Annotated in this window: 21 protein-coding genes; 10 read left to right on the top strand and 11 right to left on the bottom strand. The window is 40.2% G+C overall.

Features of this window, described 5'->3' with window-relative positions; genetic code table 11:
- Positions 1 to 195 precede the first annotated feature (195 nt).
- Positions 196 to 618, top strand: a complete 423-nt coding sequence (locus tag KO529_RS10990; RefSeq protein WP_215947910.1) for a TerB family tellurite resistance protein — start codon at positions 196 to 198, stop codon at positions 616 to 618.
- 47 nt (positions 619 to 665) lie between these two features.
- Here the strand turns inward: KO529_RS10990 and fbp are convergent, their stop codons facing one another.
- Complete coding sequence (gene fbp, locus KO529_RS10985; protein WP_215947909.1) at positions 666 to 1,673, bottom strand: class 1 fructose-bisphosphatase; 1,008 nt, start codon at positions 1,671 to 1,673, stop codon at positions 666 to 668.
- 113 nt (positions 1,674 to 1,786) lie between these two features.
- On the opposite strand from fbp, the gene KO529_RS10980 reads away from it, so the two are divergent.
- From KO529_RS10980 to KO529_RS10970, 3 genes are all read left to right on the top strand, one after another.
- Entirely contained in the window at positions 1,787 to 2,266 is a 480-nt protein-coding gene (locus KO529_RS10980) for a GNAT family N-acetyltransferase (RefSeq protein ID WP_215947908.1), read from the top strand.
- Positions 2,263 to 3,513, top strand: a complete 1,251-nt coding sequence (locus KO529_RS10975) for an aspartate kinase (RefSeq protein ID WP_215947907.1) — start codon at positions 2,263 to 2,265, stop codon at positions 3,511 to 3,513. Before KO529_RS10980 ends, KO529_RS10975 begins: the two co-directional genes overlap by 4 nt.
- Before the next feature lie 86 nt (positions 3,514 to 3,599).
- On the top strand, positions 3,600 to 5,423 hold the full coding sequence (locus KO529_RS10970; RefSeq protein WP_215947906.1) for a GNAT family N-acyltransferase: 1,824 nt from the start codon (positions 3,600 to 3,602) through the stop codon (positions 5,421 to 5,423).
- A gap of 40 nt (positions 5,424 to 5,463) precedes the next feature.
- Here the strand turns inward: KO529_RS10970 and KO529_RS10965 are convergent, their stop codons facing one another.
- From KO529_RS10965 to KO529_RS10925, 9 genes are all read right to left on the bottom strand, one after another.
- Positions 5,464 to 5,955 (bottom strand): GNAT family N-acetyltransferase, encoded by a 492-nt coding sequence (locus KO529_RS10965; protein ID WP_215947905.1) that lies wholly within the window; start codon positions 5,953 to 5,955, stop codon positions 5,464 to 5,466.
- Between the two features lie 129 nt (positions 5,956 to 6,084).
- Positions 6,085 to 6,585, bottom strand: coding sequence for a TM2 domain-containing protein (locus tag KO529_RS10960; RefSeq protein ID WP_111623929.1), 501 nt, complete (start codon positions 6,583 to 6,585; stop codon positions 6,085 to 6,087).
- Positions 6,586 to 6,638: 53 nt separating this feature from the next.
- Entirely contained in the window at positions 6,639 to 7,025 is a 387-nt protein-coding gene (locus KO529_RS10955; protein WP_215947904.1) for a VOC family protein, read from the bottom strand.
- Positions 7,026 to 7,129: 104 nt separating this feature from the next.
- A complete protein-coding gene (locus KO529_RS10950; RefSeq protein ID WP_215947903.1) occupies positions 7,130 to 8,068 on the bottom strand; it encodes a 2-hydroxyacid dehydrogenase in 939 nt (312 codons plus the stop codon).
- Positions 8,069 to 8,272: 204 nt separating this feature from the next.
- Positions 8,273 to 8,878 (bottom strand): helix-turn-helix domain-containing protein, encoded by a 606-nt coding sequence (locus tag KO529_RS10945; RefSeq protein ID WP_215947902.1) that lies wholly within the window; start codon positions 8,876 to 8,878, stop codon positions 8,273 to 8,275.
- A 208-nt stretch (positions 8,879 to 9,086) separates the two neighbouring features.
- Entirely contained in the window at positions 9,087 to 10,439 is a 1,353-nt protein-coding gene (mgtE, locus tag KO529_RS10940) for a magnesium transporter (RefSeq protein ID WP_215947901.1), read from the bottom strand.
- A complete protein-coding gene (gene rsmA, locus KO529_RS10935) occupies positions 10,426 to 11,298 on the bottom strand; it encodes a 16S rRNA (adenine(1518)-N(6)/adenine(1519)-N(6))-dimethyltransferase RsmA (RefSeq protein WP_215947900.1) in 873 nt (290 codons plus the stop codon). Before rsmA ends, mgtE begins: the two co-directional genes overlap by 14 nt.
- Positions 11,299 to 11,314: 16 nt before the next feature.
- The gene (locus KO529_RS10930) at positions 11,315 to 11,626 is read right to left on the bottom strand and encodes a DUF4286 family protein (protein WP_215947899.1); all 312 of its coding nucleotides are present in this window, start codon (positions 11,624 to 11,626) and stop codon (positions 11,315 to 11,317) included.
- Positions 11,627 to 11,693: 67 nt separating this feature from the next.
- Positions 11,694 to 13,412, bottom strand: a complete 1,719-nt coding sequence (locus KO529_RS10925) for a tetratricopeptide repeat protein (protein WP_354667775.1) — start codon at positions 13,410 to 13,412, stop codon at positions 11,694 to 11,696.
- Between the two features lie 194 nt (positions 13,413 to 13,606).
- On the opposite strand from KO529_RS10925, the gene KO529_RS10920 reads away from it, so the two are divergent.
- The 6 genes from KO529_RS10920 (at position 13,607) to KO529_RS10895 (ending at position 21,691) form a co-directional block, all read left to right on the top strand.
- On the top strand, positions 13,607 to 14,281 hold the full coding sequence (locus KO529_RS10920) for a response regulator transcription factor (protein ID WP_215947897.1): 675 nt from the start codon (positions 13,607 to 13,609) through the stop codon (positions 14,279 to 14,281).
- A gap of 33 nt (positions 14,282 to 14,314) precedes the next feature.
- Positions 14,315 to 15,562 carry a sensor histidine kinase gene (locus KO529_RS10915; protein WP_252734371.1) on the top strand — a complete coding sequence of 416 codons (1,248 nt, stop codon included), beginning with the start codon at positions 14,315 to 14,317 and terminating at the stop codon, positions 15,560 to 15,562.
- A gap of 80 nt (positions 15,563 to 15,642) precedes the next feature.
- Complete coding sequence (locus tag KO529_RS10910; RefSeq protein WP_215947896.1) at positions 15,643 to 18,066, top strand: outer membrane beta-barrel family protein; 2,424 nt, start codon at positions 15,643 to 15,645, stop codon at positions 18,064 to 18,066.
- 83 nt (positions 18,067 to 18,149) lie between these two features.
- Positions 18,150 to 20,126, top strand: coding sequence for an LTA synthase family protein (locus tag KO529_RS10905; protein ID WP_215947895.1), 1,977 nt, complete (start codon positions 18,150 to 18,152; stop codon positions 20,124 to 20,126).
- 5 nt (positions 20,127 to 20,131) lie between these two features.
- Entirely contained in the window at positions 20,132 to 21,037 is a 906-nt protein-coding gene (locus KO529_RS10900; protein WP_111623939.1) for a diacylglycerol/lipid kinase family protein, read from the top strand.
- 141 nt (positions 21,038 to 21,178) lie between these two features.
- Positions 21,179 to 21,691 carry a phosphatase PAP2 family protein gene (locus tag KO529_RS10895; RefSeq protein ID WP_247097553.1) on the top strand — a complete coding sequence of 171 codons (513 nt, stop codon included), beginning with the start codon at positions 21,179 to 21,181 and terminating at the stop codon, positions 21,689 to 21,691.
- Between the two features lie 11 nt (positions 21,692 to 21,702).
- Here the strand turns inward: KO529_RS10895 and serS are convergent, their stop codons facing one another.
- Positions 21,703 to 22,974, bottom strand: coding sequence for a serine--tRNA ligase (serS, locus tag KO529_RS10890; RefSeq protein WP_215947893.1), 1,272 nt, complete (start codon positions 22,972 to 22,974; stop codon positions 21,703 to 21,705).
- Between the last annotated feature and the right edge of the window lie 71 nt (positions 22,975 to 23,045).

Genomic DNA, 23,045 nt, shown 5'->3' with positions numbered 1-23,045 from the left:
AAAAAAGTACAGATCGGTTGGTTAAATATCCTGGTCACCTAAACGGATGGGGCAAACTGTTCTTAAAAACCTACCTTTTATACTCTTGCCCCTATGGCCAGAACCTTGGGAAAGGATACCCCAGTGAAATAATTAAAGAAATTTATAAATAAACTTTTCTAAAAATTTATCTTTGCCCAAATAAAAATCATGAATATGTCTTATGTAGATTTATATAGTGGTGGAGCACATAGAAGAAATTTAGCGCATTTTGCATCCATTGCTACTTTGGCCGCCATTGACGGTGAAATAAACTCTCAGGAAAAGGAATTATTGGATCGTTTTGCCAATAAGCTTGATATTACGGAGGACGAGTATAAAGAGGTTATGAAATCGGAAAACAAATATCCTATTAACCCACCTGCCAGTTCCGAAGAACGTTTGGAAAGGTTATACGATCTGTTCAGAATTATTTTCGTTGACAATGTAATTGATGAAGAGGAAAGAGCCCTTATAACCAAATACGCCATAGGTTTGGGGTACAGGTCGGAAAGTGCCAATCTGATTATTAAAAGATCTATAGATATTTTTTCTGGAAGAATAGGTTTTGAGGACTATCTGTACCTTTTGAAACACTAGGTTTCCGTATTGTTAAAACTAAGAAAAGGAGCTTTTGGCTCCTTTTTCTATTTTGTGGCCTGCATAAATTCCTCGGCCTTTTCTACCATTTTCTTGCTTCCACAGAAAAAGGGTACCCTTTGATGCAGTTCTGTAGGCTTAATATCCATAATGGGACCAAACCCATTACTAGCCTTCCCTTTTGCCTGTTCGGCTATAAATGCCATTGGATTGCATTCGTAGAGCAATCGCAATTTACCCTCGGCTGCAACACTGCTCTTAGGATATAAATAAATTCCGCCCTTGATCATATTCCTATGGAAATCAGAAACCAGAGAACCAATATATCTTGAGGTATAGGGTCTATCCCCTTCTTCCTTCTGACAATATTTGATGTAATCCTTGACACCTTGGGGGAAATGCACATAATTACCTTCGTTTACAGAGTAAATTTTACCTGTTTCAGGAAACTCCATATTGGGATGGGAAAGGTAAAAAGTTCCCAAGGCCGGGTTTAGGGTAAATCCGTTTACCCCATCACCAGTGGTATATACCAACATGGTTGAAGTACCATAAACAATATAACCAGCCGCTATTTGCGCCCTGCCAGGTTGTAAAAAATCTTCTAGGGCAACAGGGGTGCCAATAGGGGTAACCCTTCTATAGATAGAAAATATGGTTCCTACCGAAACATTCACGTCTATATTGGAAGACCCATCCAAGGGATCTATCAGCACAATGTATTTATTTTGGTGCTGGTTATCACTACTATTAATACTGATAAAATCATCTTCTTCCTCAGAGGCGATCCCGCAGACTATTTCCCGATTTATTAAGGTCTGAATAAATTTTTCGTTGGCCAAAACATCCAGTTTTTGTTGGTCCTCCCCCTGGATATTGGTATCCCCGGCCGCCCCAATAATATCTACCAGCCCTGCCTTATTAACCTCGTGGTTTACTACTTTTGCCGCCAATCTAATAGCGTTTATAAGTTTTGAAAGTTCCCCGGAGGAATATTGGAAAGACGATTGGTTTTCAATGATGAATTCACCCAGGGTCGTATTTTTTCTTTGCATTACAAAAGCTTTGTTTATTTGAGCACAAATATCGGTTAATTTGTGAAACTACAACGTTTTCGTAAAATAATGATTTTTTAAATTTATAACTTTGTGTTTTATTTGTAACAATTATGGAGTACAGTATTCGAGATGCCGAAGCCAAGGATATGGCCCAGGTACATAAATTGATCAAGGAGTTGGCCGTTTTCGAAAAAGAGGAAAATGCCGTGGAGATTACCGTCGAAGATTTAAAACGGGATGGTTTTGGCACCGACAAATTATTCCATTGCTATGTAGCGGAAGCCAATGGCGATGTGGTAGGAATGGCACTGTTGTACAAGAGGTATTCCACTTGGAAAGGTCCTATTATACACCTTGAAGATTTGATCGTTACAGAAGCAATGAGAGGTAGCGGTCTTGGTGCAGCCTTGTTGGGGAAAGTAGTGGAACACGGGTACCAACTTGGAGTTAAACGTATTAGCTGGGAGGTATTGGACTGGAACGAACCGGCCATTTTATTTTACGAAAGTAGGGGCGCCAAGGTTTTAAGGGATTGGAATGTTGTGCATTTGGACGAAAAAGGAATTAAAACATTTTTAAATAAGTTATGAGGGTTTTTAAATTCGGAGGAGCATCTGTAAAAGATGCAAGTAGTGTAAAAAACGTTGTTAAGGTTTTAGAGGAAGTTGGTCACGATAATACCCTTTTGGTAGTATCCGCCATGGGAAAGACTACCAATGCCATGGAAGATATTGTAAATGCCTATTTTAAGGACAAATCCTTATTGGCGTCGGCAGTTCATGAAGTTGTTCAATATCATGACAACATTCTGAATGACTTATTTTCCAATGACAAACACCCAGTTTTTGCCAAGGTCAAAACTCTTTTTGATGAAGTACAAGGGTTTTTGGTCTGGAACAAATCTCCTAAATACGGTTTTGTATATGATCAAGTTGTGGGTTATGGCGAGTTGGTTTCCACTACCATTCTAAGTGCCTATTTAAATGAAATAGGAATAGCCAATCAATGGTTGGACGTGCGCTCATTGATCAAGACCAACGATGATTATCGTGATGCCATTGTAAATTGGGAGAAGACACAAAAAAACGTCACTGAAAAAGTGGACAAGCGCAAGCTAAATATTACCCAAGGCTTTTTAGGCAGTGATGATAACAACTTCACCACTACTTTGGGCCGCGAGGGTTCCGACTACACTGCTGCCATTTTAGCCTATTGTCTAAATGCGGAAGAGGTTACGATATGGAAGGATGTTCCCGGGGTTTTGAACGCGGATCCCAGATATTTTGAAAAAACAGAATTATTGAACAAAATCTCATATCGAGAAGCCATTGAACTGGCCTTTTATGGGGCTTCCGTAATTCACCCAAAAACTTTGCAACCCTTACAGAGAAAGGAAATACCCCTACACGTTAAATCCTTCATTAATCCTAAGGACAAAGGCACAACAGTTGGTAAAGGCATAGGGATAGAACCTAAGGTTCCCTGTTTTATTGTAAAAAAGAACCTTGTACTAATGAAACTTTCCTCCTTGGATTTTTCGTTCATTGTGGAAGATAGTATCAGCGAACTATTTAAATTATTGCACGATCATCAGATGAAAGTAGACCTGATCCAAAATTCTGCCATTAGTTTTTCTGTTTGCGTTGATAATAAATTTGACAAATTACAGGAGCTTTTAAACCTATTAAAAAGCAGGTTCAAGGTAGTGCACCAAGAGGGCGTTTCCCTATATACCATTAGACATTTCGATACGGATGCTTTAACAAGCCTACAAAAAGACAAGGAAATCCTGCTTGAACAACGCGGCAAGGAAACAGTGCAATTGGTAGTACAATAGGGCTACGAAATAATTTGTTGGAAACTATAAATAAGGATAGCTGTAGCGATTTTCCTATCTTAGCGGTTACCAAATTACACTAAGGCATGGGTTTAGTAACCGCAAAGGAAGTAGCCAAGGCTATTAATCTGGATAAATACGGCTTTCTGGGAACGTTCATTGGATGGGTGCTCATGAAAGTAACCAAAATTTCCAGCATTAACCAATTTTACGACCAACACAAGCATTTGGACGGGATGGACTTTCTGGATGCCATTTTGGAGCATTATGAAATAAAATTCGAAATTCCAGAGGAGGATTTTAAACGCTTGCCCAAACAAGGTTGCTACATTACTATTTCCAATCATCCACTTGGCGGGATAGACGGGGTACTCCTTTTAAAATTACTTTTAAACCATAGATCTGATTTTAAGATAATAGCCAACTTCCTATTGAACAGGATAGAACCTATGGCTCCCTATATTCTACCCGTAAATCCTTTTGAGACCCATAAGGATGCCAAGAGCAGTATTTCCGGATTTAAGAATGCCATGAAGCATTTGCAGGACGGCCACCCTTTGGGAATTTTTCCAGCAGGGGAAGTTTCTACCTACAGGGATGGTAAATTAATTGTGGACAGACCTTGGGAAGAGGCTGCCTTAAAATTAATACGACGGGCAGAGGTACCTGTGGTCCCCATCTATTTTCACGCTAAAAACAGTAGGTTGTTTTATCGCCTCTCCAAAATAAGCGATGTATTCCGCACGGCCAAACTACCTTCTGAAGTAACCACGCAAAAGAACAGGATCATTAAGGTACGTATTGGGCAACCTATTTCCGTACAAACACAGAACGAACAGGAAAATTTAGCAGAATTTGCAGACCTTTTAAGGCGTAAGACCTACATGCTATCCAATGCCTATGAGAAAGAAAGGCTCTTGGACCAGATTCCAACAAGTTTAAAAATACCTAAGGCCCCAAGAAAAATAGCCACAGCGGTACGCACAGAAGTTATACAGGAAGAAATTGAACGCTTAAGGGAAAAAGACTGTAGGCTGTTGCAGAGCAAAAATTATGAGGTCTTTTTGGCCAAGGCTGCGGACATGCCCTTTATTCTTAAGGAAATCGGCAGACAGCGTGAAGTAACTTTTAGGGCTATAGGCGAAGGCACCAATAATGCCATTGACCTGGATAAGTTTGATAATTATTACCGACACCTCTTCCTATGGGACGATGAGGACAAAATAATCGTTGGGGCCTACCGGATGGGCATGGGTTCGGAAATATTTGAAGAGTACGGAATAGATGGGTTTTACTTACAAGACCTTTTTAGATTTGAACCAGAACTGTACGGTATGATGTCCAAATCCATAGAAATGGGCAGGGCCTACATCATCAAGGAGTATCAACAAAAACCAATGCCATTATTCCTTTTATGGAAAGGCATTGTGCATACTACCCTGCGATTCCCGGACCACAAATTTTTAATCGGAGGGGTAAGTATCAGCAACCAGTTTTCCAACTTTTCAAAATCCTTGATGATAGAATTTATGAAAAGTAATTATTGGGATCCCTATGTAGCCCAATACATTAGGCCCAAAAAAGAATTTAAGGTTAAACTAAATGATGCCGACAAGGACTTTATTTTTGATGAAACCGAAGCAGATCTTAACAAATTTGACAGGCTTATCGAAGAAGTGGAACCTGGAAGTTTAAGATTGCCCGTATTGATCAAAAAATATATTAAACAGAATGCCAAAGTGGTTGCCTTTAACGTAGATCCCTTGTTCAATAACTCGGTGGATGGTTTAATGTACATTAAAATAGCCGACTTACCTGAAAGCACTGTAAAGCCCGTTATGGAAGAGTTTCAGGCAGAATTGGAAAGAAAATTGGCCGAAGGGCAACAGGATGAAGGCAACCCCTCTTAGGATTTCCTCCCTGAGGCAATCTTAAAGCGGCCACAAGGCACTAATCCACGCCTACAACAGTACTTCTTCTTTCAAAGAGAAGATTATCCTTCCAGACATTGTCCCGTTTGCCTACGCGCTCCCTTTTACCTATAAAACGGAATCCCATTTTTAGATGTAATTCCACACTCCCCTTATTTTCTGGAAAAATTCCTGATTGTAGGGTCCATAAACCTGCTTTTTCACTTTCAACAATCAACTCCTGCATAAGCATTTTCCCTACACCTCGGCCTCTATTGCCCTGTCCTATATAAACACTCACTTCCGCCACTCCACCGTAAACACATCGGCTTGATACCGGGGAAAGAGCAGCCCAGCCCAAAATGCTATCCCCTTTGGCTGCCACCAATCTTCCTATCTGTAGATGACCTGCATCCCAAACCTCAAAGGAAGGGACCACTTTCTCGAAGGTAGCAAAACCAGTATCCATTCCCTGCTGGTATATTTGGGCTACCGATGGCCAATCGCTATTTTTCATTTTCCGAATCTCCATGAATATACTTTTTAGAACAAACCTCAGTTGTATACAGACCCTTGGATTACCTTTCCAATTTATCGTAATATTACGATTAATATTGATAAAAATAAAGTCAGACCATAAAAATCTGACTTCATATTATTCTTAGAACCAAGGTTTCTTACCCACTTGATAGGTATTGTAAAAATCCTCATCGCTTTTGGTAAGATAAATAATGCCTTCTATAACTCCAACTATAAATGTTGCCATAACAATAAAACTGCCAATTATAAAACACATAGTAGCGTAACCGACTACGGTTGCCACCAACATGATGATACCTTCTTTTTGATACCCAAGGATAAACTTATGGACGCCAAATTGCCCAAAAAGTATAGCCAGGACCCCTACCAATATCTTCTTATTTTCCCCTCCGGCACTCGCCAAACCTTCTTTAAATTCACTAGCTGACTTCTTGGCTTCCTCTTTAAAATCCTTGGCAGCTTCCTTAGTGTCTTCGGTAAATTCCTTGGCAGCCTCTTTGGTATCATCCGCAAATTCCTTTGCCGATTCCTTAGCTTCTTTGGCAAACTCTTTGGCTGATTCCTTGGCCCCTTTTGCAGCGTCTTTGGCCTTATCTCCTAAATCTTTATTTTCTTCTGACATGGTTGAATTTTAGTTGATTAATAATAGTACTAAATGTAATAATTATTTCTTAATCAAAGAAACGCTTTATCATTGGGTTCCCATAACTCCAGCTTATTACCATCAGGGTCTAAAATCCAGCCGAATTTACCGTAATTGTACTCCTCAATTTCCCCAATAACGGTAACCCCTTCTTCCTTTAAAACTTTGAGCAGTTCCTTCAAATTCTCTACCCGGAAATTCATCATAAAAGGGGAATTGCTAGGTTCAAAGTAATTGGTGTCCTTTTTCATGGGGCTCCATTGGGTAGTGCAGTCCTCCCCTTCCTTGTCCTTCCACCAAAAAGTACAGCCATATTGATCGGTATTAAGTCCGAGATGTTTATTGTACCATTGTTTAATTGCATTGGGGTCTTTGGTCTTAAAGAAAAATCCGCCCAGTCCTGTAACTCTATTTTTCATGATCTTCTATTTTAATTATCTCAACTTTGAAGGGCGAGTGCCCAGTACAATAACAAAATGACCCTATGGCTTAAAAGATCAAAATCTGAGGTTGCAGGCCGTGTTTAACAGAATTTCCCCTTGATCTTGTCTACCACCGTCTGTGCCAATTTTATTTTACTCTCCACGGTCCAACCTGCTACGTGGGGAGTAAGAAGCACATTATTGGCATTGATCAAATAGGTAAAGGCCTCTGGCAATTCTGACCCGCTAAACATATCTTCAAAAGATTTTTTTTCATATTCAAGTACATCCAAACCAGCTCCGAGCACCTTGCCCTCTTTCATTGCGGCTACAAGGTCCTCTGTTACCACACATTTCCCCCTTGCGGTATTGATCAACCAAAGCGGATTCTTGAAATCTTTTAGAAAATCGGCATTGATCATATTTTTGGTAAGGTCTGTCTGCGGTACATGAAGACTAAGTACCTCTGCCTTTTGCTTTAATTCCATTATCCCTACCTGCCTTGCGTTTTCATCGCCTACACCCCCTACAATATCGTAACAAATAACTTCTACATCAAAGCCCCTTAGCTTTTTGGCAAAGGCCTTGCCCATATTGCCATAACCAACAATCCCCACGGTTCTGCCATCCAATTCTATTCCTCGGTTACCTTCCCGGTCCCACTTTCCATTTCTTACCTCCTGGTCCGCCTTGTTCAATTTATTGAAGAGAGACAATAACATTCCCAAGGCGTGTTCCCCAACAGCATTCCGATTCCCCTCTGGGGCGGCAGCTAAAAAGATTCCCAGTCGCTTGGCATAATCGGTATCTATGTTTTCCAAACCGGCTCCCAAGCGACATATAAACTTTAGGTTGACGGCCTTATCCAAAAAGGCCTCATCTATAGTAAACCTGCTTCTGATGATAACACCATCATAGTCACCTATTTTATTTTCAATTTCCTCCTTGGAGGAGGTATAATCTTCATCATTTTGAAACCCCAGGGCATTAAACTGCTCAATGATCAGTGGGTGATTTACATCTAAATGGAGAACTTTCATAAACTAAATATTAAATGGCAAAGATACACGACCGCTGGGCTAATATAAACATGAAACCGGACTATTTTCAGGTTTAAATACAGGGACAAACCATAAAATACATCTATTTGTTTCCAAAAACACTAATTAGAAAGTGTTTATTTGGACATAGCAAAGTATGAGTGAAAAGAAACCGGACAAAAAGCAATCCCCTCCACAACTTCATCATTTTCTTATGAAATTAATCCTGGGATAATACCTGACCTCTTTATCCCTGGCAATTAAGACGGTATTGAAAATTACAAATACGAGATTAAACAAATACATAAAAATTAGAAAGAACATATTGAACCTCACACTGGAAAGTATGCTACTTGCGGAAACAACTCCATTTGTTTCCCAATAATAGGCCATGTAAACTGCATTTAACAGAAACCCAAGAAAAAGCAATACTGTCCAAGTAATTTCAAAATTGATAATATCCCTGCCTATCTTATTGAGGTCCTTTAATTTGTCCTTTTTGGAAATCCACATTATTAATGGCACCAATATTCCAAGTAAGGGAAAGAACAGGAAAGTAAGTGCGGACAAATTAAGGGCTTTCAAAAAACCCTTGTCTTCCACAATTGTCCAATCCACTAGTTCATTGGGTGTAATATTTAGTGCCTTGGCAATTCTTTTGAGGGTGTCACCGGTCGGTTGGGTTTCTCCATTCTCAATGCGCTGAATTGTTCTTAAACTCAATCCTGAATTTTCAGTCAGTGCCTCTTGGGACAAGCCATTTCTCTTTCTTAATTCCTTTACCCTATTTGCTAAATTTCCATTTTTCATTCTTGGTGTTTTAATAATTTAAAACAAAACTAAATCGGATCAGGTTTTGTGGTAACGTCATCTTTGCGCCAACTTTACGTCATCTGTGCCAATTGGTTGGTAACCGGGAAACAGGCTTTATAAATTAAACCAAGATCTTGCACTAGGGATTGCAGCCGGCTACCATGTAGCGCGGAAAGCCCGCCGCCGCCGAAGAAGGCGGAGTGCCCTAAATGCCCAAAATAACCTTGGCGATGGAAAAATAGATCAAAATCCCGAAAATATCGTTGCTTGTGGTAATAAACGGCCCCGTGGCAATGGCAGGATCTATGCCCCTTTTGTGCAGAAACAGCGGTATAAAGGTCCCTATAATCCCTGCCACCACGGTTACGGTGATCAAGGAGATGGAAATGGCCAGGGAGGTAAGAAAACTACCTTTCCAAAGCCAGGTAAAGAATAATAGTATAGATGCCAAAACGGTCCCATTTAGCAAGGCCAATAACATTTCCTTTATAAGTCTCCCACCAATACTCCCTTTTAGATCATCATTGGCCAATCCCTGCACCATTATAGCGCTGGATTGCACCCCAACATTACCGGCCATTGCAGCTATTAGCGGGGTGAAAAAGAATAGCACTCCATAATCGCTCATCAGGGTCTCGAACCCCCCCATGATGGCCGCAGCCCCAACACCTCCCAAAAGGCCCAGAAACAACCAGGGCAATCTTGCACGGGTCAGGTCCCAAATACTGTCATCTGCCTCCACATCCTGGGAAATACCGGCCGCCAATTGATAATCCTTTTCTGCCTCTTCCCTAATAACATCCACAATATCGTCTATGGTAATACGGCCAACCAGTCTTCCAATTTCATCGACCACTGGGATGGCTTCCAAATCGTATTTGGACATGATTTTGGCAACTTCCTCTGGTTTTTCATTTACGTTAACGGCATCTACCTTGGGAATATATACTTCACTGATATGGGTCTTGGTGGAGGTGGTAAGCAAATCCTTTAGGGAAAGTCGCCCCTTAAGTTTACCTTCATCATCTACCACATAAATAGAGTGAACCCTGGTAACATTTTCCGCTTGCGCCCTCATTTCCTTTACGCAGGTAAGTACGTTCCAATTCTCATTGACCTTTACCAGCTCTTTGGCCATAAGTCCACCTGCAGAATTTTCATCATAGCGCAACAGATCCACAATATGCTTGGCATGCTCCCTATCTTCCAATTCGGAGATAACCTCTTGGACCATATTTTTAGGGAGTTCCCCTATGATATCCGCAGCATCATCCGTATCCAACTCGTCCAATTCCCCTGCAATTTCCTTGGCGGAAAGATTGGCAAGGATGGCCTCCCTAACATCTACATCCAACTCCGTAAGGGTTTCCGATGTTTTTTCGCTGTCCAGAAGTTTAATTAGATAGGTGGCATGGTCCTCGTCCAATTCGTTGATAATCTCCGCCACATCCGCATAATGCACCTCAGCCAACAATACGGACAATTGTCCGTCCTGCTGGTTGTCTATTAGCTGTTCTATTTCAGCTAAATATTCCTCGGTGAGTTTAAATGGTATCATTTGCTATCTTCTGTGTCAACGAAATGAAGTCCGCAACACTCAATTGCTCCGGACGTAGGCCAAATATAGCATCTTCTTTGAGAACATCGGAAAGATTGAATGTTTTTAAACTGTTACGAATGGTCTTTCTGCGCTGGTTAAACGCTGCCTTTACCACCTGTCTGAACAGCCTTTCATCCACGTCCAAATGGAAATTTTCTTTTCTGGTAAGTCGCAACACTCCCGACTGCACTTTGGGAGGCGGATCAAAAACTTGGGGCGAAACCGTAAATAAATATTCCGCGTCGTAAAATGCCTGTACCAAAACGGAAAGTATCCCATAGGCCTTGCTCCCTTCCCTTTCACAAATCCTTTCGGCCACCTCTTTTTGGAACATCCCGGTGAATTCCGGAATCTGATCTTTAAATTCCAACATCTTAAAAACAATCTGAGTGGAAATATTATACGGGAAATTCCCGGTAATGGCGAACTGCTCTTCCCCAAAAAGGGTCCATAGGTCATACTTTAAAAAATCGGCCTCCAAAACCTTGAACTCGCCCTTGCGCTGCATTAATTTATTGTGTTCCAAAGGGAAACTGTGGTTAAGATAGATGATAGATTCCTCATCCAGATCCATAGCCACCAAATCGATATCCTTTTCCAATAAATACTTGGTGAGCACCCCGGTACCGGGCCCTATTTCCAAAACATTGCGATATCCGTTCAACCTTAGGGTTTCCCCGATTTTTTGGGCAACGGCCTCATCTTTCAAAAAATGCTGCCCTAAATGTTTTTTCGCTTTTACCGGACTTTCCTCCTGCCAAGGCCTATTGAACTTTTCCTTCTTGGTCTGAAAGGCCTTTTTCCCTTTTTTACTCATGGCGCTGCGTATTTAATTAATGTTCGCTAATGATCGCCAACTCTGTCCTAAAGGCAACAAACTTACCTGCAAAGAGTTCCATCACTTTTTTACGCAGTCTTTCTGCATCTTCGTCGTAATATTTTTGAAGGGTTTCTTTGGAATCTGTGGTATATTGTATGGAATATGTAATTCCTCCCATCTGCTCTTCCACCAGCACTTTGGTCATCAAGGCCCTGGTAAACTTACCAGTTTCCAACATCTCGGGGATATGCACCTCCTTCATCCAGGACAGCCACTGTCCTTGGATCGATTCTTCAATATTCATGGTAACATTATAAATATACATGCTATTTCTTTACTTTCCCGAAAGGGAATATTTATATTCATTTATGGACAGGCCAAGGCATTGGACACTAATTAATACTGTCTCCCCTCAACATCCTGAAATTTCTTCTTGCCAGTGGAAAAAAGTAACTATCCTGATAGTTATAGATAATTTTCTCGTAATGTGCCTTGGCCTTTTCCGGCTGATCCAGGATATTGCGATACAGTTCCGCCAGGGCAAAATTGGCATCATCGGCCAAAATATCATTGGCATAGAATTCCACTATTTTAAGGTAGTTAAATTCGGCCTTTTCATAATCCTTTAATTCTATTAAAATTTCGGCCTGTTTCAAAAGTGCCTCATCCTCTATTTTTTCCCCTTTGTGATTTTGGAGAATATCTTCCAACAGGTCCACTGCATCCTTCTTTTTGTTTTGGTAGGCCAAAAAATCGGCACGGGCATATTTTTTTAATGCGGTCTGTGTGGAATCTTCCAATGAGTTATCGGATATCAATAGGCTTAACTGCATGGCATCATTGGCAATCAATTGTGAGGTAGACCCTCTCAGTATCTTTAATTGCGTCAATGCCCAATCGAAATCCCCTTTGTAAAAACTAGTTTGCGCCACCTTAAAGCGGGCATCCTGACCAAGGACATCATTTTTTAAATCTTTCTGAATCTGGGAAAAATAGATCAAGGCCTGGTTAAACTGCCGGTCATAGACCAAAATATCGCCTAAAGTACTTTTAATATAGGATTTGCTATAATTATTTAGGGGCAGCTCCAAACTTTGACGTAATATCCTTATAGCCGGCTCGGGGTTATTCTTATTGAAGGTTAAAAATTTGGCGTAGGCTATCTGTAGCTGCAAGGTCTCCATTTCGTAACCGTAAACGCCCAATAAGTCATCAAATTTCTTTTGGACCTTGTCCAACACCTTGTCATCCGCTTCCAATAAATCTATTTCAATAAGATTTAACTGGGCATCCAGGGCCACTACGGCGTCCGCACTATTTTCGGATATATACATAAATACTTCCTTTGCCGTATCTATGTCCTGTTCCTCCATAGCCAGTTTTCCCAATCCCTGCAAACGTTGTAAAGAGGTCTCTCCTCCTCTTTTATAAATGGCCTTTTCTTGGTTAAAGGCACTCTTAAATTGTTTTTGTTGTACAAAAAGCCAACTCAACAATTCGTTCCATATGATATCCGGGCTTCTTTGTGCATTCTGAAGCAATACCTTTTTGAATTTAATGTTATTTGGGTTCTCGGCCTCCGAACTGATAAAATCGTTGATATTGCGAAGTACATTTGCCTGTGAGGCCTTGCCTTCACTTATTAATTTTAAATAGGATTCGTACATCTGCTCTATGTTTCCCTGCTCCCCGTAGATCCTAGCTTTTTGAAAATTATAATCCAATTTGGGATTTAGCTCCATTGCCACGGAATACGCCTTTATGGCATAATCCAACAAGGCATATTTCTGAAACCTATAACCAAGACCATAACCAAAATTAGGGTTCTCGTTTATTTTTTGGAGCGCTGCATTGTAATACTCTGTAGCCTTTTCCGGTTGGTCTTGTAACGCATAATTGTACCCCAGCTCTATGAGCATGGTAGGATAAATATTTTGCTCGTTCACCGCCTTCAACAAGAATTTTTCTGCTTTATCATACTGTTCCAATTGTTGGTAGCAGGCCACTAGGCCTTCGCCATAATCTGTCCGCATCGGATTTTTGGCGACCAACTTTTCATAGAATACCAAAGCCTTATCAAAGGCGCCATCCTCAAAATACTGTTTAGCCAAAAAATCTTCTTGGGAAACCAGCAGTTGGCAACAAGAAAATATAAGTATGAATATTAGTAGTCGCAAAGATTCTTTTTTTCAAAGATACGTAGAATGTACAAAGTGCGTGTTAAGTCCAATATAAAGAATTATAAGTAGGCCCAACTTTAAATTCAGCTTAGATTTAAGATGTAACTTTGTATATATTTTTTTTGATGAAACTATTAATTGCAGAGGACGAAATTTCCCTACAACAATCCATTGTCACCTATTTGGAGAAGGATGGGAATGTTTGCGAATGGGCTTCCAACTATGAAGAGGCCATTTACAAAGTATCCCTATACGATTATGACGTAATTATCCTGGATGTTAATTTAGTCACCGGAAGCGGTCTGGAAGTCCTAAAGCAATTAAAAAAGGAAAAGAAAAAAGCGGGTGTAATCATTATTTCGGCCAATAATTCCTTGAGCGACAAACTTGAAGGACTGGATTTGGGAGCAGATGATTATATAACCAAGCCCTTTCATTTGGCAGAGCTTAATTCGCGTATAAAAGCCGTTTTGAGAAGGGGCAAATTTGGCGGTGACGAAAACATCGTATTTAATGAAATACGTGTAGATACCGGAGCAAAATCGGCCTATATCCAAGACAAACCCATGACCTTGACCAGAAAGGAATACGATTTATTGCTATTCTTTATTACCAATAAGAATAGGGTCCTATCCAAAGAAATTATTGCGGAACATCTTTGGGGCGACAATAGTGATCTGGCCGATAATTTCGATTTTATATATGTCCATATCAACAACCTACGGAAAAAATTAACGTCTGAAGGAGCAAAATACATAAAGACCGCCTACGGAAGTGGTTATAAATTTACAGAAGAGTAAGACTTGGCCAAAAAGAACATTAAAATACCTCTATTGCGAAAAGCATCCAAATCATTTCTTTGGGCAAGCATGCTATTGATGGTCCTTAGTACCATTGCACTATTCTTTTATGTACGATGGTTGCTTGAACAGGAAGTAGAAGAGGAATTATTTTCCGCAGAGGCAAGAATAGAAAGTGCGCTAATGGCAGGGCAACATCCCAGCTCCTTGGCCCCCATAATAGAGATTAAGGAGGTAAACGAATTAAAAACACCTTTTACCAAGGATACGGTTATCTACGATCCTTCCCAGGATGAAATGGAATTGTTCCGGGAACTCTCTACCTATAAAAGAATCAACAATAAATCGTATAAGATATCTGTACGCGTTCTTGTTGTGGAAACCAACCAAATTTTATGGGCCATAATTCTTTCCTATATAGTCATAATATTCCTGGTCTTTGTTTTCCAATTCTACCTTAACAAATCCAGTAACAAGAAAATATGGAATCCGTTCTTTCATAATTTGGAACAAATGAAAAAGTTTTCATTGTTGTCCAAGGAACCGATTCAGCTATTGGACAGTGAAATCCTGGAGTTTTCCGAACTAAACAAAGAGATTGCCTTATTAACGGGCAAAGTCCGTGACGATTATGAAAACTTAAAGCAATATACAGAGGATGTTTCCCATGAACTACAGACCCCTCTGGCCATTATACAGGCCAAAATTGAAAATATAATTAACGACCAAACGGTAACGGAGGTACAATTTAACCAGTTGGCGTCTATACAAAAAGACATACAGCGCTTAACACAATTAAATAAACGCTTGGCATTGTTGACCAAGTTGGAGAACCTCCAATTTACACACAGGGAGAATATTGACATTACGGACTTAGTAGCCCAGATCATTGCCAATTTTAATGAAATATCTACCATTAGCTTAACCTTCGGGAAAACCAACGACATCATAGCCACTATGGATCCTTATTTGGCGGAAATATTGTGCAACAACATCATTTCCAATGCTATAAAACACAGTGCCCATAAAAAACCTATAAACATAGAAGCGAAAGACATGGTTCTTTCCGTGTCCAATTTTGGCCTTAAGCCCATTACCAATCCACAACATCTTTTTACACGATTTTATAGGGAAACCAAGGAAATAAAATCGACCGGACTGGGTCTCGCCATTGTAAAAAAGATATGTGACCTTTACGGATACAACATTTCCTATACCTACATAAACGAACATCACTGTTTTTCAATAGACTTTGGCACCACCAAGCCTGCTAGGGAATAAACCGCACTTAATGGTTGGCTTTAAATTCTCTTTAGATTATTCCCCTACTTTTCGTTCAAAATTGAATTCTTACTGCCAAAATGAACAAGAATACCACCCTCTTACTAGTATTTATACTCTTTAGCCTTTCAATTGTTTCTGCCCAAAAATCCATAAGTATCACCGGACTATTGGTAGACGCCTCCACCAACGAACCAATGCCATTTGCAAATGTGGCTGTTACCCAATTTCCGGACAATTCTTTGGTAACGGGAGGTATAACGGAAGATGATGGGAAATTTTTTATTGAAAATATCCCCGTGGGAACCTACACCATTTATTTTACCTATATAGGATATGCCTCAACCTCACAAAAAATTACGACTAGTGGCCTTAACACCGTTTTCGATCTGGGACGGATAGAATTATCCCCGGACGCCGAAATGTTGAAGGAAATAGAAGTTACGGGAAAACAGGCCACCACCAATTCTGAACTGAATAAAAAATCCTTTAATCTAAGCGACAATATTGCCCAATCCGGGGGTTCTGTACTGGATGCCATGAAAACTATGCCCGGGGTAACCTTTGACCAGGACGGAAAGGTAATACTTCGGGGAAGTGACAAGGTCGTTATTTTAATAGACGGAAAACAATCCAGTCTCACAGGATTTGGCAATCAGAAGGGATTGGGCAATATCCCCGCGGCCAATATTGAAAAAATAGAAATAATCAATAATCCATCGGCCAAATACGATGCCAACGGTTTCGCAGGAATCGTCAATATCATATATAAAAAGGAAAAAAAGACCGGATTTAATGGCGATGCCGGACTTTCCTTTGGCATAGGGGCTTTGGGCAAAAAGAAGGAAGATACCAGAACCGATCTTGGATCCTACACCTTTAACCCCAAACTTATTCCCAGCTTAAATTTCAATTACAAGAGTAATAAATTGAACTATTTTTTACTGTCGGAATTTATTTTACAAGAGGCCCTACCAAATAACGAATTTACTACGAGACACTATGACGACGGCAGAAATACCATCTCGCAGGTACCGGAAAACCGCAGGCAGTTCCGCGCCATTATAAATGGGGGCATAGACTGGGAATTAAATAACAATGATGCCATTACGGTTTCGGGCATGTACGACCGTGAAAAGCACATAGACACCTCACAAGTTGCCTTTATAAATTTGAACACCAATAGCCGGGAAAGGTATTACAATTGGCAGGAGGAAGAAGTTACAAGTTATATAAATGTGGCTGTAAATTACAAGCACAAATTTTCGAAGATAGGCCACACCCTTAGCGCAAATGCCCAATACACAAGAGGGCTGGAGGATGAAAGCTATTTCCTGAACGATAGTTCCGCCATAAGGGTCGGGCGGGATGCCACCAATATTTTGGCCATTGAGCACACAACAAGCCTATCGGCAGATTACTCCAGAGCCCTAAAGCATGGGAAAATAGAATTGGGATCCAAAGTAAGAATTAGAAGGTTGCCGGTGGAGTACACTATAACTCCAGGAAACAATAGTATTATATATCCCGATATGGGTACCTATTCCGACTGGGGCGAAAACCTCTACGCCCTTTATACCAACTATTTGCTTGAGAAAGAAAAATTTGACATAGAAGCAGGCCTGCGAGCAGAACATACCGATGTATTTTATGACATAGACCCGGCAAACAGCTATTACCAGAACAATGATGCCTATAATTATTTTGAACTTTTCCCCAGCTTGCGTTTTACCTATAAATTAAATGATTACAATAGGCTATCCATGTTTTACAATAGACGGGTAGACAGACCAGGCGAACCCGAACTGCGTATTTTCCCCAAATACGATGATCCAGAACTCTTAAAAGTGGGCAATCCGTATTTACGTCCACAATTTACGGACGCCGTTGAACTGGCCCATAAATACAGCTGGGGGACCGGTTCCCTTTTTTCTGCCCTTTATCACAGAATGATAAAAGATCAATATATGCGTATTTTTAGCATAGACGATTCCAATCCTGACTATGATATTGTAAACAAAATATATCAGAATACAGGTAATGCTACCAATACCGGTATTGAATTACTGATGAGTCAGAATATTACCAGAAATTGGAAACTGTCCGCAAGTATAAATTGGTATGTAAACAGCATAGACAATTATACCGGCACTTTGTTATTCCCTTATGTACGGCCATTTTATATTGAAAAATCATCGGATAATGCAGGCGATTTTAAAATTAACAATGAAATTACCTTGCCCGCCAATTGGGCACTGCAGCTTACGGGACTATATTACTCCGACAAGAATATTCCACAAGGCAAACAACTATCTCGATCCTCGATTGATGCCGGTATAAAGAAAATAGTTTGGGATGGCCATGGAGAGTTTACCCTCTCCGCCTCGGACATTTTTAACACCTTTGGCCTGCGGCAAGAAGTTGTAAGTGACGGCTTTACCGCTATGTATGAAAACTATTTTGAAACGCAGATAATAAGGGCCGGATTGAAGTATAAGTTTTAATTAGTACAAAGACCCAAGACCTTGATACTTTAAAATTTCTTTAGAATGTTATCCTAATATTGATTTATAATTATACATTTAAAATGTGGCAAAAACTTTTCCCCGACCGATTTGCACTACTAAAAACCTTTATCTGCATTTTCCTAATACTGTCCTTCTTAGTTAGGACCGTATTTTTATTTTGGAGCTTTGGGGAAATTGACACCTCGATCACAACACTACTCTCCACCTTTGCTATCGGGTTTTTATTCGATGTAGGCACTGTTTCCTTCTTTGCTCTGCCCTACTCTTTATATTTACTGCTGATGCCCCAAAAATTTTACGGAAGTATCGTAGACAAATCAATCACCTATTTTGCTTATACCATAGGCCTAATAATATTCCTGTTTTCGTTCTTTGCAGAAATCACTTTTTGGGACGAATTTAAAAATAGGTTCAATTTTATTGCGGTAGATTATTTGGTCTATTCCTACGAGGTGGTCAAAAACATAAACGAATCCTACCCCATCCCCTATTTGGTCGGCCTGATTTTAATCGCAGTTGGGGTATTGATATTTATTACCTACAAAAAAGCGGCATTCAACAAAACATTTAAAAGCACCACCCCCTTTAAAGCCAAGTTATCACCCTTCCTTGCCGTTCTATTTATTGCTATTATTTCTGGATTATTTATTAAGAATAAACAGGCAGAACAGTTTGCCAACAGGTACAACAACGAATTGTCCAAGGCCGGAATCTATTCCTTTTTTGCCGCATTCAGGAACAACGAACTTTCTTTCGACGATTTTTATAAGACTATAAATACCGATAAGGCTTTTGATCTGGTGAAAGCATCCTACAAAAATGAAAAGGCAACTTTCCTAAAACCAAAAGACCATTCCATACTTAGAACAATTCAAAATACAGATTCATTAGCCAAGTCCATTAAGCCGAACATTATTTTCATTTGTATAGAAAGTTTGAGCGGCAAATATTTGAACACCCTTGGTGGCGATTACAACATTACCCCAACCCTGGACAGTTTGGCATCTAACGGCATATTTTTCACCAATCTGTATGCCACTGGAACAAGAACAGTCCGTGGTATGGAAGCCATAACCCTATCCATTCCTCCTACACAGGGAAGAAGTATTGTGAAAAGAACAGACAATATAGGACTATTTACTATTGGGGAAGTATTTAAAAACATGGGGTATAGCCGTAATTTCTTTTACGGGGGGGATGGTTATTTCGATAATATGAACACCTACTTTGGTGGCAACGGATTTAATATCGTAGACCGTGGCAGAGGTTTTCTACTGGACAAGGAAATAAAAACCACAAGAACCAACATTGAGGATGACGAAGTAACATTTGAAAATGCTTGGGGCGTATGTGATGAGGACATTTATAGAAAGGTGATAAAGGAAGCCGACATGGCCCACGAAAACAACAAACCCTTTTTCGATTTTGTGATGACCACCTCCAATCACAAACCCTACACTTATCCTGAAGGTTCAATAGATATCCCATCTGGGACCAGCAGACAAGGGGCAGTAAAGTATACCGATTACGCTATAGCCCAATTCTTGAAAATTGCCAAGACAAGGCCATGGTTTAAGAACACTGTTCTGGTTATTATGAGCGATCATTGTGCCAGCAGTGCCGGAAGAGGGGAACTGGATATCAACAATTACCACATCCCGGCCATGATTTGCAATCTTCAGGATACTGCACCGCAAAAAATAAATAAGCTTTGTTCCCAAATAGATATGTTTCCCACGGTATTTTCGTTATTAAACTGGGATTACACCAGTAATTTGTTCGGAAAAAATATCTTTACCATGAAACAGGAGGACGAAAGGGCGTTTATTGGCAATTACAGGAAATTGGGCCTTTTAAAAGGAAATAAAGTAATGGTTTTGGGAGATCAAAAGAAGTTTAACTTTTACGAATGGAATTCCACCAATAATAACCTAACCCTAATTCCTACAGACAAAAATTATTTGGACACCACCATAGCATTTTACCAGGCAGCCAATTATTTGTACGCCCACAACGGGCTAAAGACACAGCAATAAATATTTTGAGAAATATTCATTTTATAATCAATCCAAAAGCCGGTTCCGGTAACAATTTTTTGGAAAAGGAATTCCTTAGATCTTACTTTAAGGAAACTGAATATCTCCTTTCCGTTAAATACTCCAAATATAAAAAACAGGCTATTTCACTTACCAAAGATTCCATCAAAGAAGGTGCCCAAACCATTGTAGCTTGTGGAGGGGACGGTACCATCAATGAGGTTGCCTCTTGTCTGGTTGGCACAAATATAATGCTGGGAATTATTCCTATAGGATCGGGAAACGGATTGGCTTCCAATCTTATGATTCCCTCAATAATTGAAAAAGCTATTGAAATAATTAAAAAGAACGATATAGTAACTATAGATGTTGGAAAAGTAAATGAATCCTATTTTTTCAGTAATACGGGAATGGGTTTCGATGCCAATGTCATAAAAAACTATGAAGCTTTAAAAAAGAGAACCCTTATTGGGTACCTAAAGGCCTCGCTTAGATCCTTTAACGAGTTTAAAAAAGGACGGGAAGTAAGAATATCCATAGATGAGGACCATACCATATATAACCCATTTTTAGTATTCGTTTCCAACTCCAATGAACTGGGATTCAACATTAGTTTAACCCCTAAAGCCTCTTTAATGGATGGCCAGTTGGACGTACTAATAGTTCCTGAACTAAGTAAATTAAAAATGTTGTTGTTCGGCGCATTAATGTTGGTCCGTAAGTACCATTGGCTAAAGGAGATCAAAACCTATCAAACCAAAACATTACAAATTTACAGGAATGACGGGTTATTTTTGGATTCGCAAATAGATGGGGAATTCCACAAAATGGAAGACAAACATATTAATATTTCCATATTGGAAAAATCCTTGGACATTCTTGCCCCTAAGAACATTGAACTCCGGCTTTAGTTTATCCTTAGATTCATTCATTTAATTTGGTTATTTGGTATGCCCAGAAAATCCCATTCTTTTTAACGCTCATAAAACATGGCTTCCAACTTAAGTCGGGGAATATTAAAACTCCATCACCATTTCAAAACCCTGTTATTTTTGCTGGCAATACTATTCAGCACTTTGCTGAAGGCCCAGGACAAAACAATTACTACATTGGGGGATGTTTTAATATTTACCATGCCCGCCACGGCCTTGGGCTCTTCTATAATCATCGGAGATCAAAAGGGAGCATGGCAATTTACCAAGGGCTTCCTCCTGAACCAGGCACTGACCATTGGTCTAAAAACAGCCATAGATAAGCCCAGACCTGATTTAAGCAATAATTCCTCCTTTCCCTCAGGCCATACCTCCATCACTTTTCAAAGTGCAGCTTTCATCCAAAAACGCTATGGTTGGAAATATGGTGCTGCAGCCTATGCGCTGGCCGGTTTTACCGGTTATTCCAGGATACAGGCCGATAAACACGATGGTTGGGATGTTTTGGCAGGAGCCATAATAGGGGTTGGTAGCTCCTATATTTTCACTACCCCATATCAAAAGGAACATATGGAGATCACCTTTAACAGCAGTGATGAGAACTATCTCCTAGGCTTTAAATACAAATTTTAGTCCCGTTAATATCAGCCGATTTTATCAAAACCGGTATAAGGTATAAGGACTTCAGGAATTTGGATTCCATCCTCTGTCTGATAATTTTCCAATATTCCGGCCAATACCCTGGGCAAGGCCAATGAGCTACCATTTAAGGTATGTGCCAATTGACTTTTTCCATTTTCGTCCTTATAGCGCAATTTTAATCTATTGGCCTGGAAGGTTTCAAAATTGGAGACCGAACTAATTTCCAACCAGCGATCTTGGGCGGTTGAAAAGACCTCAAAATCATAGGTAAGGGCAGAAGTAAAGCCCAAATCCCCTCCACAAAGACGCAAGATCCTGTAGGGCAATTTTAGTTCCCTAAGTATATTTTTCACATGCTCTACCATACCATCCAAGGCTTCGTATGATTTAGCGGGATGCTCCACACGTACAATTTCTACCTTGTCAAATTGATGCAAGCGGTTCAGTCCGCGCACATGGGCACCGTAACTCCCGGCCTCCCTCCTAAAACAAGGAGTATATGCCGTGTGGGTAATGGGAAAATCGGCCTCGTTTAGAATAACATCCCTAAAAATATTGGTTACCGGCACCTCGGCCGTTGGAATCAGATAAAGATCGTCCTCACCTACGTGATACATTTGTCCTTCTTTATCGGGCAACTGGCCCGTACCATAACCTGATGCCTCATTTACCAAATGGGGCACTTGAATTTCATTATATCCAGCAGCTGCATTCCTATCCAAAAAGTAAGAAATAAGGGCTCTTTGCAATCGGGCACCTTTTCCCTTGTACACCGGAAATCCGGCGCCAGCTATCTTTACTCCCAGTTCAAAATCAATAATATCATATTTCTTTGCCAATTCCCAATGTGGCAGCGCACCCTCTTTTAGAGTTGGGATATCCCCTTCCCTGAACACCTCTTCATTATCCTCCTCAGTGCTACCGGCAGGTACTGATGTATGTGGAACATTTGGAATTTGGTACAGTAAATTTTGTAGTTCGGTTGCAGTTTCGGTCAAGGCCTCGTTCAATTCCTTGGACTCCTCCTTCAAACTACCGGTTCTTTCCTTTAAAACGTTGGCTTCCGCGGCCTTACCGCTTTTATAAAGTTGGCCTATTTCCTTTGAAATACTATTGGATTCCGCAAGTGTATTATCCAGGCGTGTCTGCAGGGACCGTCGTTTTTCATCCAATTGAAGTACGCTTTCAATAAGTGGAAGGGCATCAATATTACGCTTTTTTAAAGCTTCGACAATTTGTTCCTTATCCTCACGGATAGCCTGTAACTGCAACATTTTTTTGATTTTTATCGTGCAAATTTAACCTAATCTTCGGATTTTCGGCATAAATTTAGCCTAGATATAGC

The sequence above is a fragment of the Arenibacter algicola genome (genome assembly GCF_018860365.1).
Classification (GTDB): Bacteria; Bacteroidota; Bacteroidia; order Flavobacteriales; family Flavobacteriaceae; genus Arenibacter; species Arenibacter algicola_B.
The sequence above is the reverse complement of the archived record's forward strand: the minus strand, read 5'-3'. Positions and strand labels throughout refer to the sequence as shown.

What these genes read in the sequence shown, in the direction of transcription:
- KO529_RS10990 (WP_215947910.1), top strand. Translation starts at nt 196, where the DNA reads ATGTCTTATGTAGATTTATATAGTGGTGGAGCACATAGAAGAAATTTA.
- fbp (WP_215947909.1), bottom strand. Translation starts at nt 1,673, where the DNA reads ATGCAAAGAAAAAATACGACCCTGGGTGAATTCATCATTGAAAACCAA.
- KO529_RS10980 (WP_215947908.1), top strand. Translation starts at nt 1,787, where the DNA reads ATGGAGTACAGTATTCGAGATGCCGAAGCCAAGGATATGGCCCAGGTA.
- KO529_RS10975 (WP_215947907.1), top strand. Translation starts at nt 2,263, where the DNA reads ATGAGGGTTTTTAAATTCGGAGGAGCATCTGTAAAAGATGCAAGTAGT.
- KO529_RS10970 (WP_215947906.1), top strand. Translation starts at nt 3,600, where the DNA reads ATGGGTTTAGTAACCGCAAAGGAAGTAGCCAAGGCTATTAATCTGGAT.
- KO529_RS10965 (WP_215947905.1), bottom strand. Translation starts at nt 5,955, where the DNA reads ATGGAGATTCGGAAAATGAAAAATAGCGATTGGCCATCGGTAGCCCAA.
- KO529_RS10960 (WP_111623929.1), bottom strand. Translation starts at nt 6,585, where the DNA reads ATGTCAGAAGAAAATAAAGATTTAGGAGATAAGGCCAAAGACGCTGCA.
- KO529_RS10955 (WP_215947904.1), bottom strand. Translation starts at nt 7,025, where the DNA reads ATGAAAAATAGAGTTACAGGACTGGGCGGATTTTTCTTTAAGACCAAA.
- KO529_RS10950 (WP_215947903.1), bottom strand. Translation starts at nt 8,068, where the DNA reads ATGAAAGTTCTCCATTTAGATGTAAATCACCCACTGATCATTGAGCAG.
- KO529_RS10945 (WP_215947902.1), bottom strand. Translation starts at nt 8,878, where the DNA reads ATGAAAAATGGAAATTTAGCAAATAGGGTAAAGGAATTAAGAAAGAGA.
- mgtE (WP_215947901.1), bottom strand. Translation starts at nt 10,439, where the DNA reads ATGATACCATTTAAACTCACCGAGGAATATTTAGCTGAAATAGAACAG.
- rsmA (WP_215947900.1), bottom strand. Translation starts at nt 11,298, where the DNA reads ATGAGTAAAAAAGGGAAAAAGGCCTTTCAGACCAAGAAGGAAAAGTTC.
- KO529_RS10930 (WP_215947899.1), bottom strand. Translation starts at nt 11,626, where the DNA reads ATGTATATTTATAATGTTACCATGAATATTGAAGAATCGATCCAAGGA.
- KO529_RS10920 (WP_215947897.1), top strand. Translation starts at nt 13,607, where the DNA reads ATGAAACTATTAATTGCAGAGGACGAAATTTCCCTACAACAATCCATT.
- KO529_RS10910 (WP_215947896.1), top strand. Translation starts at nt 15,643, where the DNA reads ATGAACAAGAATACCACCCTCTTACTAGTATTTATACTCTTTAGCCTT.
- KO529_RS10905 (WP_215947895.1), top strand. Translation starts at nt 18,150, where the DNA reads ATGTGGCAAAAACTTTTCCCCGACCGATTTGCACTACTAAAAACCTTT.
- serS (WP_215947893.1), bottom strand. Translation starts at nt 22,974, where the DNA reads ATGTTGCAGTTACAGGCTATCCGTGAGGATAAGGAACAAATTGTCGAA.